Source organism: Rhodanobacter hydrolyticus (assembly GCF_044904645.1).
In genome coordinates, this window is sequence record NZ_JADIKK010000008.1 from 2,121,213 (window position 1) to 2,134,033 (window position 12,821).

Sequence of the window (12,821 nt, forward strand, 5' to 3'; positions counted from 1 at the left end):
CCAGCGCCCCCCGGAAGATCGCATCCATGCCATCTTCCACCGCCCTGTTCCGCACCCTGCTGCCAGCCGCCGACTGGCCGCGGCTGGGGGCCGCCGTGCAACGCATGCACGCCGAAGGCCGCATCGTCCAGGCCAGCGGCAAAGCCGATGTCACCGGCGCAAGCCACCTGGCCGCCCGCCTGCTTCGGCGCGTGCTGACCCTGCCCGAACCAGGCGCGGGGCAAGCCATCACCGTCACCATCGAACGGAATGTCGCGCACGAACGCTGGAGCCGCCGTTTCCGCCGCAGCAGCATGCGCTCGATGCTACGCGCCGGCACCGATGGACAATTACACGAACGACTCGGCCCCGTGACCCTTTGCTTCACCCTGCACCGCGACGACGACGCGATCGAATGGCAACTGCAAGGCGTGCGCCTGCTCGGACTGCCGCTGCCGCGCGCCCTCTGCGGCACGGTGCTGTCGCGCAGCGGCATGCGCGGCGGCCGTTACGCCTTCGACATCGACGTGCGCCTGCCGCTGGTCGGCCGACTCGTCGCTTACTGCGGCTGGCTGGAGATCGATCATGTCGCCTGAGGCCGCGCCACCTCCCGAACATCCCGTCATCGTCTTCGACGGCGTCTGCGTGCTCTGCAGCCGCTGGGTGGACTTCATCCTGCGCCACGACCGAGCCGGGCGCTTCCGGCTGGCAGCCATGCAGGGGCAGCAGGGACGCGCCTTGCTCATCGCGCACGGCCTGTCGCCGGACGATCCGGTGTCGTTCCTGCTGGTCGACCAGGGGCAGGGCTACAGCGACACCAACGCCATCGCCCGCGTGCTGGGCCAGCTGGGTATGCCGTGGCGAGCGGCGGGCACGACGCTGCGCTTGATCCCCCGCTTCCTGCGCGACCCGGCCTATCGCTGGATCGCCCGCCACCGCTATCGCCTGTTCGGCCGGCGTGCGCATTGCCGCTTGCCGGAGCCGGACCAGGCGTGGCGCTTCATCGACTGACCGGCATCGTCCGGATACCGGTACGCAACGCGAAGCCGTCGAACCCTTCGACGATCTGCTCCAGCGTGAGCAGGCCCATGCAGGGCATCGCGCCCGTGGCCTCCACCAGGCCGTCCGCCAGCCGGCGCGCGAGCACGATTGCCGGGGTCACTGGCACCTGCGGCCCGTCGCCCTCGGCTGCGTCCAACCGCCAGCACAAATGCAGCGGCCTGCCTTGCCCGTCGGTGCCGCGCAATTCCACCGCCATGCCGCCGACATCCGAACCGAAGCGCATGAACCACTCGCTCACGCGCCGCAATGCGGGGGCATGTCGCGCAAGGTCGCGGATGAGCCCGAACCGCACCAGTACGCCCATGGCCCAAGTGGCCCATTGCAGCAGGGGCAGCTCCAGGCCCGCGCGGAAGACCACCGAAAGCACCTGCGGATAACGCGCAGGGAACAACTCCAGGTCCGGAATATCGCAAATACCCACGCGGCGGTACCCGAACGGAAACCACTGGCGCCGGCTGTCCATCCAGCCATGCGCCACCTCCCAACGACCATCGCGCCAAAGCCAGACGGGCCGTCCGCAATAGCCGAGGATGGACGCGACCGTGGCATCGCCACGCGGCGTGCGGTTGCCGGGATTGATCGCATGCTCGATGGTGTCCAGCGCGCCGAACTCCGGCAACAACGCATCCACGACGGCCGAACTCAGCGCCGGAACACTGGATGCGCCGCTGACCAGCAGGCACCCCTCTCGGCGCGCGCGTTCGTCGAGACGGGAAAAGCCGCTGACGAAATCGCGACCGTCGGCAAGATCGACGTAATCGCTACCGGCATCGATGCATGGCTCCGCGACCCGATAGTCCTGCCCCTGGAACGGCCCGGCAGCATGGATCACCAGCTGCGGCCGCAATGCGGCCAATTCCGCCGGAAAATCCGCGGCCGCCGTGTCCAGCGCATGGATACGCACGCGCGCATCGCCGATGGTCGCGCGCAACTCTTCCAGCATCGCCACGCGACGCCCGGCCAGCAGCAGCTCGAAGCGTTCATCGTGCGCAAGCCTTGCCGCGATGCGCGAACCGAACACGCCGGTCGCGCCAAGAACGACCACCCGCAACCCCATCCTTAGTCTTCCCGTTTATGCGCCATGGATCCCTGGAGCTTGCCACGGGTGCGCCTCCACGGAAAAACCGACGCAGTACACCGCCATGCCGCAGCGGCGTTATCTTGCCTATCCGGGCGATATCGCCCGCGTCGGAGGAAACCGCCATGAACCGTCGCATCGTCCTGCATATGCTGCTTGCCGCCCTGACGCTGCTCGGAGCGCCGGCGATGGCGGGAAACGCAGCATCCACCAATGTCACCGTCACCTATGACCACCCCGAGCAGTTCACCGAAACGCACAAGCTGCGCTCGCTGGCGCCCCAGCTTGACGACGACGATTACCTGAAGGTGTTGAAGTCGTACATCGAGAACCGCGCCAGCAGGATGCTACCGCCGGGCGATCGCCTGGCCATCGTGGTAACCGACATCGATCGCGCCGGCAATTTCGAGCCGTGGCGCCCCGGTCCGTTGCACGAGGTGCGCATCGTCAAGGACATCTACCCCCCACGCATCGATCTGCGCTTCCAGTTGCTCGACGCCGACGGCAAGGTGCTGCGCGAAGGCACGCGCAAGCTGCGCGATCCGGCTTTCCTCTCCGACAGCATCAACACCTCGGAGACCGACAGCCTGCGCTATGAGAAAGCATTGCTCGATCGCTGGCTGCGCAAAGGGCCTGACCAGCTCTGAGGCCGCGCATTTGTCGTTGCGCCAAACAAAAGGCCCGCCTTCCGGCGGGCCTTTTGTTTGCGAAGCGTGATGCGAATCAGGCAGCGACCGCGTAACCCTTGAGGCGGCCGGCGAAATCCTGCAGCGTGCGGATGCCGCTCTGCTCGGCTTCGACGATCCACTGCTGCAGGCCCTTGAGCGCCTGCTCGGCACCGCGCTGCTCCATCAGGATGGCGAGACGGTTGCGGAAGTCGCATACGGTCTGCAGGGTCGGGCGCTTGGCCAGCACGGCCTGCAGCTTGCTGCTGTTGTCGGTGTCGAGCCAGCGCCCACCATCAGCCAGCGCGCGACGCAGGCGGCGCGGCACGGCCTTGATGTTTTCGCCGGCTTGCGCGGCTTCCTCGCGCAGCGTGGGCACGATCACGTTGCGGTAGTAGTCGGTCATCGCCAGGAAGCGGTGAGTGAGTACGGCCTTGAGCGTCTCGGCGTCGGGCAGCGGTACGTTGGGGCGCACATCCAGGGTGGGCGCCACGCGCAACACCTTGGCCAGGCCCATGGCACGGAAGGCGCAGATCGCCGCCCAGCCGATGTCGAACTCCCACTTGCGCAGCGCGAACTTGGCCGAGCTTGGGAAGGCATGGTGGTTGTTGTGCAGCTCTTCGCCGCCGATCCAGAAACCCCAGGGAATCAGGTTGCGCGAAGTATCGGCGCTTTCGAAATTGCGGTAGCCGGCCCAATGGCCGACGCCGTTGACGAAGCCCGCGGCCCAGAACGGGATCCAAACCATCTGCACGGCCCAGATCGCCGCGCCGATCACGCCGAACAGCGCGAGGTCGACGATCAGCATCAGCGACGGACCCCAGTACGGGTGCGCGCCATAGACCTTGTGCTCGACCCAGTCGTCCGGCGTGCCACGGCCGTACTGCTGCATGTCTTCCTTCGACGCACACGCGTCGCGATACAGCGACACGCCGTCCCAGAACACCTTCTTGATGCCGAAGATCACCGGGCTGTGCGGGTCTTCCTCGGTCTCCACCTTGGCGTGGTGCTTGCGGTGCACCGCCACCCACTCCTTGGTGACCATGCCGGTGCTGAGCCAGCCCCAGAAGCGGAAGAAGTGCGCCAGCGCCGGGTGGAAATCCACGCCGCGATGGGTCTGGCTGCGGTGCAGGTACAGCGTCACCGTGAAAATGGTGAGCTGGGTGACCACCAGCAGGTAGACCAGCATGCTGACCCAACTGGCGTGGGTCAGGCCGTGGGACAGGAAATTAAGCACGGAATCGAGCATCGGGACGGGACTCGGGACGGGTTCTAAAGTGCAGTCTAGGCGAGGGTTTGCCGTACTCGCCAGCATGTTGCACGGTGATCGGACATACTAGGTGACGGTCACTTGTGATTTCGTTAACCGTGACCGTCGCAGGTTGTGTGAAACCGGGGCCGCGTCGACAATCGCGGGATGACCGCCGCCCAAGCCGCCGCACCCCCCGTCCTGCAACTCGAACAGGTCGCCCGCCGCCGCGCCGGCCGCGCGGCAGTGCAGGATCTCAGCCTCAGTCTGGCGCCCGGCCAGGTACTTGGCTTGCTGGGGGTCAATGGCGCCGGCAAGTCCACCACGCTGGCGATGATCGCCGGCGCACTGCGACCGGACAGCGGCTCGATCCGCCTGAACGGCGACGATTTCCTGGAACAACCCGAGCTGGCACGGCGCCTGATCGGCTGGCTGCCTGAACGTGCACCGGTATGGCCGGAACTCACCGTGACCGAACACCTGGACGCCCACGCCCGCCTGCGCGGCCTGCGTGGCGACGCCTTGCGCGGCGCACGGGAAGCCATCGTCGAACGGCTGGAACTGTTGCCGCTGGCGCGCCGGCTGGCGGGTGCGCTCTCGCAAGGCCAGCGTCAGCGTCTCGGACTGGCCTGCGCTTTGCTGCATCGCCCGGCCCTGCTGGTGCTGGACGAACCGGCGAATGCGCTGGACCCGGTGCAGGTCGGCGCGCTGCGCAAGCTGATCCGCGAACAGGCCACCGCAGGCACGGCGGTGATCCTCTCCACGCATGTGCTCGTCGAAGTCACCGCGATATGCGACCGCGTGGCGATCCTGCACGAAGGACAGCTGCGTTACGAAGGCTCTGTGCGTGGCGACGACCATGCGGCGCTGGAGCGTACGTTCTTCGATATCGCCATGAACAACGGTAAGGCACAAGCAGCATGAGCTCGATGTTCGAGGTATTTCGTCTGGAGTTGCGCCGGCTGTTCGTCCGCCCCTTAGCTTGGGTACTTGCCGCACTGACACTGACCGAGTTGGCTTGGCGTTTCATCCTGCTGCTCGGCAATTTCCTCGGCAACCAGATAAAACTCGCTGCATTGCCGGACGGACCAGGCTATACGGATCTGGTGGGTGTGCCGCTACTCAGCAGCACACTGACCATCAGCATCCTTCCGTTCGGCCTCACCGAGCTGGCGTTATTGATCGTGCCGCTTCTCACCATGTCCTCGTTGGCCGGCGATCGCGCCAATGGGACATTGCCGCTGCTCTATGCCAGCGGACTAGCACCATCGAAGATCGTGCTTGGCAAATACTTCGCAATGCTTATATGGCTATTGCTCTGGCTGGCACTGGTACTCGCCATGCCGCTGAGCCTTATCCATGGCACACATTTGGACTGGGGAAAGTTCGCCGCTGCTGCGCTTGGATTGTTGTTGACGTTGGCCACACTAGGTGCAATTGGCATCGCCTGCTCCGCCTTCACTTCGCTGCCAGCAATTGCCGCAACTGCCACATTGATGTTGGGACTGGCTCTATTTACGGTGAATCTCGGCGCGCAAATGGCCGGCCTCAACAGCGGCATCATCAATTGGCTGGCGATGAGCACACACGAGCAGAACCTGCTGCGCGGGCTGGTCTCCACCACCGACATCGTGTGGTTCGTGCTGCTGATCGCGGTGTGCCTCGCACTCGCCACGCGCCGCCTGGCTGCCGACAGGGAGCGCGGCTGACATGAAACTTTCCAGACGCCTGGACGGCTGGTTGTTCGCCCTGCTGTTGCTGGCCGGTGCGGGTGCGCTCGGCTTTTTCAGCGCGCGCTATGCGCATGTTTCCGACTGGACGGCCAACGGCCGCCTGAGCCTGTCGCCGCAGAGCCGCGCGGTGCTGGCGAAGCTGGCCGGGCCGGTCGAGATCGTCAGTTACGCCAGCCCGCAGGGCGACCTGCGCGCACAGGTCGCCGCCTTCCTGCAGCGCTACCAGCAGGCCAAGCCCGACCTCGCGCTGCGCTTCGTCGACCCGCAGCAGGATCCAGCCAGGATGCGCGAGCTGGGCATCGCCGTAGATGGCGAGCTGATCCTGCACTATCACGGCCATGAGCAGCGATTGACGGAACTTTCCGAAAGCGACGTGACGAACGCGCTGGAGCGCCTGATCCGCGGCAACGACCGCATCGTGGCCTTCGTCACCGGCGACGGCGAACGCCTGCCTTCCGGCCAGGGCGACGCGGACATGGCTGCACTGATGGACCAGCTCGCGCAGAGCGGCCTGCGTGCCGTGCCACTGAGTTTCGCGCAAGCCGTCGCCGTGCCGCAGGGCACCGACCTCGTGGTGCTGGCCAGCCCCACTTCCGACTTGCCCACTGGTGCGGCGAAGGCGCTGGTGAACTACGTGCAGGATGGCGGCAACCTGCTGTGGCTGCGCGATCCCGCGAACGATGACCTCGGCCTGAAGCCGCTGGCCGATGCGCTTGGCGTGCAGGTGCTGCCAGGCGTACTGGTGGACGGCAGCGGCGCCGCGCTGGGTCTGGCCGATCCGCGTCTGCTGGCCATGGCGCAATATCCGGCCAACCCGGTCACGCTCGGCTTCCAACTCGCCACGCGCTTCCCGCAGGTCGCGGCGCTGGCGCGCACCGGCACGGGTGGCTGGACGGCAACGCCCATGCTGCGCTCCAGCGCGCAGAGCTGGACGGAGTTCCACCCCATCGACAACGCGCACCCCACGGCCATCCGTTACGACGCCGCAGCCGGCGAACTCAAGGGGCCGCTGGACTTCGGTTTCACGCTGGCACGTCTCTCGCCCAGTCCGGACAAGCGCGAGCAGCGCGCGGTGGTGGTCGGCGACGGCGATTTCCTTTCCAACGCTTACCTCGGCCAGGGCGGCAACCGCGCGCTGGGCGAGCGCATCTTCAACTGGCTGCTGGGCGACGATGCGCTCATCGACGTGCCGCGCGAAGGCGTGCCCGACCGCGTGCTGCGCATCGGCCAGAGTGAACTCGATGCCGCCAGCCTTGGCTTCATGGTGGTGCTGCCGCTGCTGCTGCTCATCGCCGGCGGCCTGATCGCGTGGCGCCGCCGCCGCGCATGAAGCGGGCCGTGCGCTCGCGCCTGTTGATGTTGATCGGCGCTACCGCGCTGGTCGCGCTGGCGCTGTGGCAATGGCAAAGCGATGCACGCAAGGCGCCGGGCAAGCTGCTCACGCTCGATCCGGCGGCGATCACGCAAGCGACGCTGCAACTCGGCGATGGAGCCCCGGCCCGTTACACGAAACGCGACGGCCACTGGTGGCGCGGCGATGGCCAGCGCGCAGACGACCGCTATCTCGAAACGCTCACCGAAGCCGCTGCCGCGCCTGTGCTGGAATGGCGTGCCGCCGGCGAATTCGATGCCTCGAGAATCGGCCTTTCCCCGCCCAAGGCCGTGCTCACGCTGGACGGCCAGCGCCTCGCCTTCGGCGCGGTGTCCGCCACCGGACCGCAGTGTTACGTGCAGGTGGGTGGGCGCGTGGCGCTGGTATCGCTGCGCTTCATGCCGCAGGCGCCACAGCAGAAACAACAAGACCTCGGGTTGCACTGATGCCCGAATTGCCCGAAGTCGAAACCACCCGTCGCGGGATAGCACCGCACGTGGTCGGCCGGCGCGTCACTTCGGTGACGCTGCGCCGCCCCGACCTGCGCTGGCCGATTCCACCCGAGGTTTCCGAGCTGCTGCCCGGCCAGCGCATCGAGTCCGTCGAACGGCGTGCAAAATACCTGCTGCTGCACACGCAGGTGGGCAGCGCGCTGCTGCATCTCGGCATGAGTGGCATGCTGCGCGTGCTGCCGCCGGATGCGCCACTCGGACCGCACGACCATGTGGACATCGCGCTGGATCGCGGCGCGCACACCGGCCCGCGCGTGCTGCGCTTTACCGATCCGCGCCGTTTCGGCTGCTTGCTGTGGCAAGCGCCCGGCAGCACGCATGAGCTGCTCGCGAAGCTCGGCCCCGAGCCGCTCACCGACGCCTTCGACGGCGACCTGCTCTGGCACCTCTCGCGCAACCGCAGGGCGGCGGTGAAGCTGTTCCTGATGGACAACGCGGTGGTAGTGGGCGTGGGCAACATCTACGCCAGCGAGGCGCTGTTCGCCGCAGGCATCGACCCGCGCCGCGAAGCCGGCAGCGTGTCGCGCGCCCGCTACGCGCGGCTCGCCGCCGAAGTGAAGCGCATCCTCGCCCACGCCATCGAGCGCGGCGGTACCACGCTGCGCGACTTTCTCGCTCCCGACGGCGCACCGGGGTATTTCTTCCGCGAGCTGATGGTCTATGGCCGCGAGGGCGAGCTGTGCAAGGTCTGCGGCACGGCCATACGGCAGACGGTGCTGGGCCAACGTTCCACGTTCTGGTGCCCGCGCTGCCAGCGCTGATCGCCCAGCGTTTCCCAAAGGAAACGGTGTAACCACGGATTGCCGGCTACCCGCCGCCGCGCAGCGCGCTCAAGATAAGCGCCATCCCGAACACGTGCATACGACCGGAACGCTCCAGCGTTCCGCGGGTTCGGCTTTTCTTTTTACGGAGCAACGTCATGAGCAACGCCGTGATCGAACACCTCAAGAAGCGCCGCACCCAGTACGCGCTGGGCCGCAATGTGAATGTGGACAAGGACGCGCTGAATCGCCTCATCCAGGAGGCCATCAAGCACACGCCGTCCTCGTTCAACTCGCAGAGTTCGCGCGCCGTGATCCTGTTCGGCGAACAGAGCGTGAAGTTCTGGGCGCTGGCCAAGGAAGCCCTCGCCAAGATCGTGCCGTCCGAGGCCTTCGCGCAGACCGCCGCCAAGCTGGACAGCTTCGCTGCCGGCGCGGGCACCGTGCTGTTCTACGAAGATCAGGACGTGGTCAAGAGCTTGCAGGAGAAGTTCGCACTGTATGCGGACAATTTCCCGGTGTGGTCCGAGCAGTCGGGCGGCATGGCGCAATTCGCGGTGTGGTTGGCGCTGACCGACGCCGGCATCGGCGCCAGCCTGCAGCACTACAACCCGCTGGTGGACGATGCCGCCCGTGCGACATGGGACGTGCCAGCCTCGTGGAAGCTGCGTGCGCAGATGCCGTTCGGCTCGCACGAAGGCGGCTTCGGCGAGAAGCCCTTCATGGACGACAGCCAGCGCTTCATCGTCGCCGGCTGATCGCTTTTCTCCCCGCCGTTGCCGGGCGGGACAATCAAAACCGTCATTCCGGCGCAGGCCGGAATGACGGGCAAGATGGCTGCAAGGCTGCTCAGAACGGCCAGCGGAACTCCACGTGCAGGTTGTTGAACTCCGGATCGTCGAGGCTGCCACCCGGACGCGCGACCAACGCCTGCTGCATGCCTTCCACTTCCAGCGCCTGGCCCGCGGCGAAACGGGTGCCCAGTGCCTGCATCTCCACCAGCTTCTCGCACAGTACGCCAGCACGATCCAGTTCGTGCGCAGGTATCTGGCGGAAGCTGAGGTCGGGACGGCCGAACTTGCGCATGCCACGCGTGTGCACCCAGGAGCGATCGCTGCCCGGCTCGTCGCTGCGCAGGATCAGCACGTGGTTGCGCGGTGGCGCGCCGCCCGGCACCAGGTAACGTTCGCGCCACGCCGCGGCATCGAACAGGCCCATGATCTGCGGGTCGAGGATCACGCGGCCGCCGATATCCAGCAAGGCGGCGAGCACGCCCAGCGTATCGCGCAGGTAATCGAGGCTGGGACTGTCCTTCAGCTGGCCGCGCACCACCAGCACTTCGGGCGCGATGCGCGCCTGCTCGTATGCATCGGGCGCCTCTTCGCGCAGGATCTCGCCCAGCGTGCCGGACAGCGGGTAGCCCTCCCACTTGCGCAGTTCCAGGTTCTGGAAGCGCCGGAGGTCCACGCCGCCAGGCAGACCGGGGCTACCGTAGCGGCGCGCAGGGATGACCAGCTCCTGCGGATCGAACTTGCCGAACACGAAGAACTGCAGCAGCACGTCCTCATCGGCGCCGGGCTGCCAGTACGGTCGCGGCCACTCGGGGGTCTGGGCGGTTTCGCTCATGGGTTTTCCTGCGTGAGGTTCGTTTCGAAAAATCCGCAGCCTGCGGCTTTCCCTATCAGTCGTGGCCACCCAGGGGGAGCACGCTCTGCTGCAACTCGATACGGCCGCGGCCCTCGGTGATCTTCTTGAATTCGGCGCGGCTCACCGAGACATAGCGGTCGTTGCCGCCAATCTCAACCTGCGGCCCTGCGGTGACCGCACGACCCTGCCCGTCCACGCGCACCACCATGGTGGCCTTGCTGCCGCTGTGGCAGATGGTCTTGATCTCCTGCAGCTCATCGGCCCAGGCGAGCAGATAACCACTGCCCTCGAACAGCTCTCCGCGGAAGTCGGTGCGCAGGCCATAGGCCAGTACCGGTACGCGCAGCCTGTCCACCACGTCGGTGAGTTGCCATACCTGCTGCTTGGCGAGGAACTGCGCCTCGTCCACGAACACGCAGTTCAGCGTGCCGTGCGCAGCGATATCGGCCTCGACCAGCGCGAGCAGGTTCTCGTCGCTGCCGAAGCGTCGTGCATTCGCCTTCAGGCCGATGCGCGACGCCACCACACCTTCGCCGTAACGGTTGTCCAGCGACGGCGTGAGGATGAGCGTGCGCATGCCGCGCTCGTGGTAGTTGTACGCGCTCTGCAGCAGCGTGGTGGTCTTGCCGGCGTTCATTGCCGAGTAATAGAAGTAGAGCTTGGCCATGTCGTTGCGCCAGATGCCGGGTCGTGCATGGTAACTCGCCGGCCGGTATCCGGCCGCTCTGCTACCATCGGCCGCCGCCTCACGCCTCGTCCCGCTCCATGCTCAACCCGCAACAACAGGCCGCCGTCGAACACTGCGACACGCCGCTGCTGGTGCTGGCCGGCGCGGGCTCGGGCAAGACCAGCGTCATCACGCAGAAGATCGCCCACCTGATCGGCCGGCGAAAGTTGGCGGCCTCGAAGATCGCCGCGATCACCTTCACCAACAAGGCCGCCCGCGAGATGCGCGAGCGCGTGGGTAAGCTGGTGTCCACCGAGGACGCCGCCGCACTTACCGTCTGCACCTTCCATGCGCTGGGGCTGAAGTTCCTGCAGATCGAGCACGCGCGCGCCGGCCTGCGCCGCGGCTTCTCCGTGCTGGATGCCGACGACAGCGAAGGCATCGTCAAGGAACTCGCGCCCAAGGGCGCGAAGCCCGACGTGCTGTTCAACCTGCGCAACCTGCTGAGCCGCGCCAAGAACGCCGGGCTCTCTCCCGAGGAAGCATTGGCCTCCGCGCGCAGTCCGCGCGAGCTGGAGGCGGCGACCATTTATGAGCTTTACCAGGCGCGCCTCGCCGCCTTCAACGCGGTGGATTTCGACGACCTGATCCGCCTGCCGCTGCGCATCCTGGAAAGCGACGACGAATGCCGCGCTGCCTGGCGCGAACGACTGCGCTATCTGCTGGTGGACGAGTACCAGGACACCAACGACGCGCAGTACCGCCTACTGAAGGCACTGACCGGCGAGCGTGGCGGCATCACCTGCGTGGGCGACGACGACCAGAGCATCTACGCCTGGCGCGGCGCCAACCCCGAGAACATCGACCAGCTCGGCCGCGACTGGCCCAATCTGCGCGTGATCAAGCTGGAGCAGAACTACCGTTGCGGCAAGCGCATCCTGCGCGCGGCGAACGCCCTGATCGCCAACAACCCGCACAGCCACGAGAAGAAGCTGTGGAGCGAGCATCCGGAAGGTGCGCCGATCCGCGTGCTGGAGTGCAAGGAGGCGGAGCACGAGGCCGAGAAGGTGGCAGCGCTCGCCGCTACGCTGGCGGAGAAACACAAGGCGCGCTGGCACGACATGGCCATTCTCTACCGAGGCAACTTCCAGGCACGGCCGCTGGAAAAGGCGCTGCGGCTGGCGCGCGTGCCCTACCACCTTACCGGTGCGCTTTCCTTCCTCGACCGTGCCGAGGTGAAAGACCTGCTCTGCTACCTGCGCTTGCTCGCCAACCCCACCGACGACGCCGCCTTCCTGCGCGTGGTGAACGTGCCGAAGCGCGAGATCGGTTCCACCACCCTGGAAAAGCTCGGCCAGCTTGCGCAGTCAAGGCATTGCTCGCTGCTGGAGGCCACCCGCAGCGACGGCGTGCTGCGCCAGCTCACGCCGCGCCCGGCCGCTGCGCTGGCCGCGTTCTCCGAATTGCTGGACGAACTGCGCAGCGCTTCCCTGCACGAGAGCGCGGCGGATTTGGTCGAACGCATCCTCAAGCGCACCGGCTATGCGGCACAGCTTGCCGCCAGCACGCCGGACGCCAGCGTGCGCGAGCGCAAGCTCGGCAACCTGCGCGAACTCACCGACTGGTTCCGCGCCATGCAGAAGGGCGACAGCGCCGGCGACCTCGCCGCCCAGCTCGCCCTGCTCAGCCACGCCGACCGCGACGACCCAGGCAACGCGGTGCGCATGATGACGCTGCATGCCGCCAAGGGCCTTGAGTTCCGCTTCGTCTTCGTCGTCGGTTGCGAGGACGGCACGCTGCCGCACGACGGCGCCATCGACGAGGGCCGCATCGACGAGGAACGCCGCCTGATGTACGTGGGCATCACCCGCGCCAAGGAACTGCTGACGCTGTCGTGGTCGGCCAAGACCAAGCGCTACGGCGAGGTGCACAGCAACCAGCCCAGCCGCTTCCTGCACGAACTGCCGCAAGCCGACCTGCACTGGCAGGGCAAGGACCCGGAGGCGGACAAGGAGGCCGTGCGCGAAACCGCCGAATCGCACATGGCGCGGATCAAGGCCATGCTCGCCGGCACCTAGTTGACGCGCGGGCGCAGC

14 protein-coding genes are annotated in these 12,821 nt (G+C 66.8%); 10 read left to right on the forward strand and 4 right to left on the reverse strand.

What is annotated here, in order from left to right; all coding sequences use genetic code 11:
• Window positions 1-26: 26 nt before the first annotated feature.
• Window positions 27-575, forward strand: coding sequence for a DUF4166 domain-containing protein (locus ISP25_RS12185; RefSeq protein ID WP_404614192.1), 549 nt, complete (start codon window positions 27-29; stop codon window positions 573-575).
• Window positions 565-990, forward strand: a complete 426-nt coding sequence (locus ISP25_RS12190; RefSeq protein ID WP_404614194.1) for a thiol-disulfide oxidoreductase DCC family protein — start codon at window positions 565-567, stop codon at window positions 988-990. The genes ISP25_RS12185 and ISP25_RS12190 overlap by 11 nt, the downstream gene beginning before the upstream one ends.
• On the opposite strand, the gene ISP25_RS12195 is transcribed toward ISP25_RS12190, so the two are convergent.
• The gene (locus tag ISP25_RS12195; RefSeq protein WP_404614195.1) at window positions 980-2,098 is read right to left on the reverse strand and encodes a saccharopine dehydrogenase family protein; all 1,119 of its coding nucleotides are present in this window, start codon (window positions 2,096-2,098) and stop codon (window positions 980-982) included. The genes ISP25_RS12190 and ISP25_RS12195 overlap by 11 nt on opposite strands.
• Before the next feature lie 146 nt (window positions 2,099-2,244).
• Here ISP25_RS12195 and ISP25_RS12200 point away from each other — a divergent pair, with 146 nt between their 5' ends.
• Window positions 2,245-2,766 (forward strand): DUF3016 domain-containing protein, encoded by a 522-nt coding sequence (locus ISP25_RS12200; protein ID WP_404614197.1) that lies wholly within the window; start codon window positions 2,245-2,247, stop codon window positions 2,764-2,766.
• 76 nt (window positions 2,767-2,842) lie between these two features.
• Here ISP25_RS12200 and ISP25_RS12205 read toward each other — a convergent pair whose 3' ends face one another.
• Window positions 2,843-4,033 (reverse strand): DesA family fatty acid desaturase, encoded by a 1,191-nt coding sequence (locus ISP25_RS12205; protein ID WP_404614199.1) that lies wholly within the window; start codon window positions 4,031-4,033, stop codon window positions 2,843-2,845.
• A 168-nt stretch (window positions 4,034-4,201) separates the two neighbouring features.
• Here ISP25_RS12205 and ISP25_RS12210 point away from each other — a divergent pair, with 168 nt between their 5' ends.
• From ISP25_RS12210 to ISP25_RS12235, 6 genes are all read left to right on the forward strand, one after another.
• Window positions 4,202-4,957, forward strand: a complete 756-nt coding sequence (locus ISP25_RS12210; RefSeq protein WP_404614201.1) for an ABC transporter ATP-binding protein — start codon at window positions 4,202-4,204, stop codon at window positions 4,955-4,957.
• A complete protein-coding gene (locus tag ISP25_RS12215; protein ID WP_404614203.1) occupies window positions 4,954-5,742 on the forward strand; it encodes an ABC transporter permease in 789 nt (262 codons plus the stop codon). Before ISP25_RS12210 ends, ISP25_RS12215 begins: the two co-directional genes overlap by 4 nt.
• Before the next feature lies 1 nt (window position 5,743).
• On the forward strand, window positions 5,744-7,096 hold the full coding sequence (locus ISP25_RS12220; protein ID WP_404614205.1) for a GldG family protein: 1,353 nt from the start codon (window positions 5,744-5,746) through the stop codon (window positions 7,094-7,096).
• Window positions 7,093-7,584: a hypothetical protein gene (locus tag ISP25_RS12225; RefSeq protein WP_404614207.1), complete on the forward strand. Its 492-nt coding sequence runs from the start codon at window positions 7,093-7,095 to the stop codon at window positions 7,582-7,584. Before ISP25_RS12220 ends, ISP25_RS12225 begins: the two co-directional genes overlap by 4 nt.
• Window positions 7,584-8,411 carry a bifunctional DNA-formamidopyrimidine glycosylase/DNA-(apurinic or apyrimidinic site) lyase gene (gene mutM / locus ISP25_RS12230; protein ID WP_404614209.1) on the forward strand — a complete coding sequence of 276 codons (828 nt, stop codon included), beginning with the start codon at window positions 7,584-7,586 and terminating at the stop codon, window positions 8,409-8,411. Before ISP25_RS12225 ends, mutM begins: the two co-directional genes overlap by 1 nt.
• A gap of 158 nt (window positions 8,412-8,569) precedes the next feature.
• Window positions 8,570-9,169: a nitroreductase family protein gene (locus ISP25_RS12235; protein WP_192155751.1), complete on the forward strand. Its 600-nt coding sequence runs from the start codon at window positions 8,570-8,572 to the stop codon at window positions 9,167-9,169.
• 91 nt (window positions 9,170-9,260) lie between these two features.
• Here ISP25_RS12235 and ISP25_RS12240 read toward each other — a convergent pair whose 3' ends face one another.
• Together ISP25_RS12240 and ISP25_RS12245 are read right to left on the reverse strand one after the other, a co-directional pair.
• The gene (locus ISP25_RS12240; protein ID WP_192155753.1) at window positions 9,261-10,037 is read right to left on the reverse strand and encodes a hypothetical protein; all 777 of its coding nucleotides are present in this window, start codon (window positions 10,035-10,037) and stop codon (window positions 9,261-9,263) included.
• Window positions 10,038-10,092: 55 nt separating this feature from the next.
• Complete coding sequence (locus tag ISP25_RS12245; RefSeq protein WP_404614211.1) at window positions 10,093-10,725, reverse strand: thymidine kinase; 633 nt, start codon at window positions 10,723-10,725, stop codon at window positions 10,093-10,095.
• 98 nt (window positions 10,726-10,823) lie between these two features.
• Between ISP25_RS12245 and ISP25_RS12250 the strand changes: the two genes are divergently transcribed.
• Window positions 10,824-12,803, forward strand: a complete 1,980-nt coding sequence (locus ISP25_RS12250; protein ID WP_404614213.1) for a UvrD-helicase domain-containing protein — start codon at window positions 10,824-10,826, stop codon at window positions 12,801-12,803.
• The last annotated feature ends 18 nt before the right edge of the window (window positions 12,804-12,821 follow it).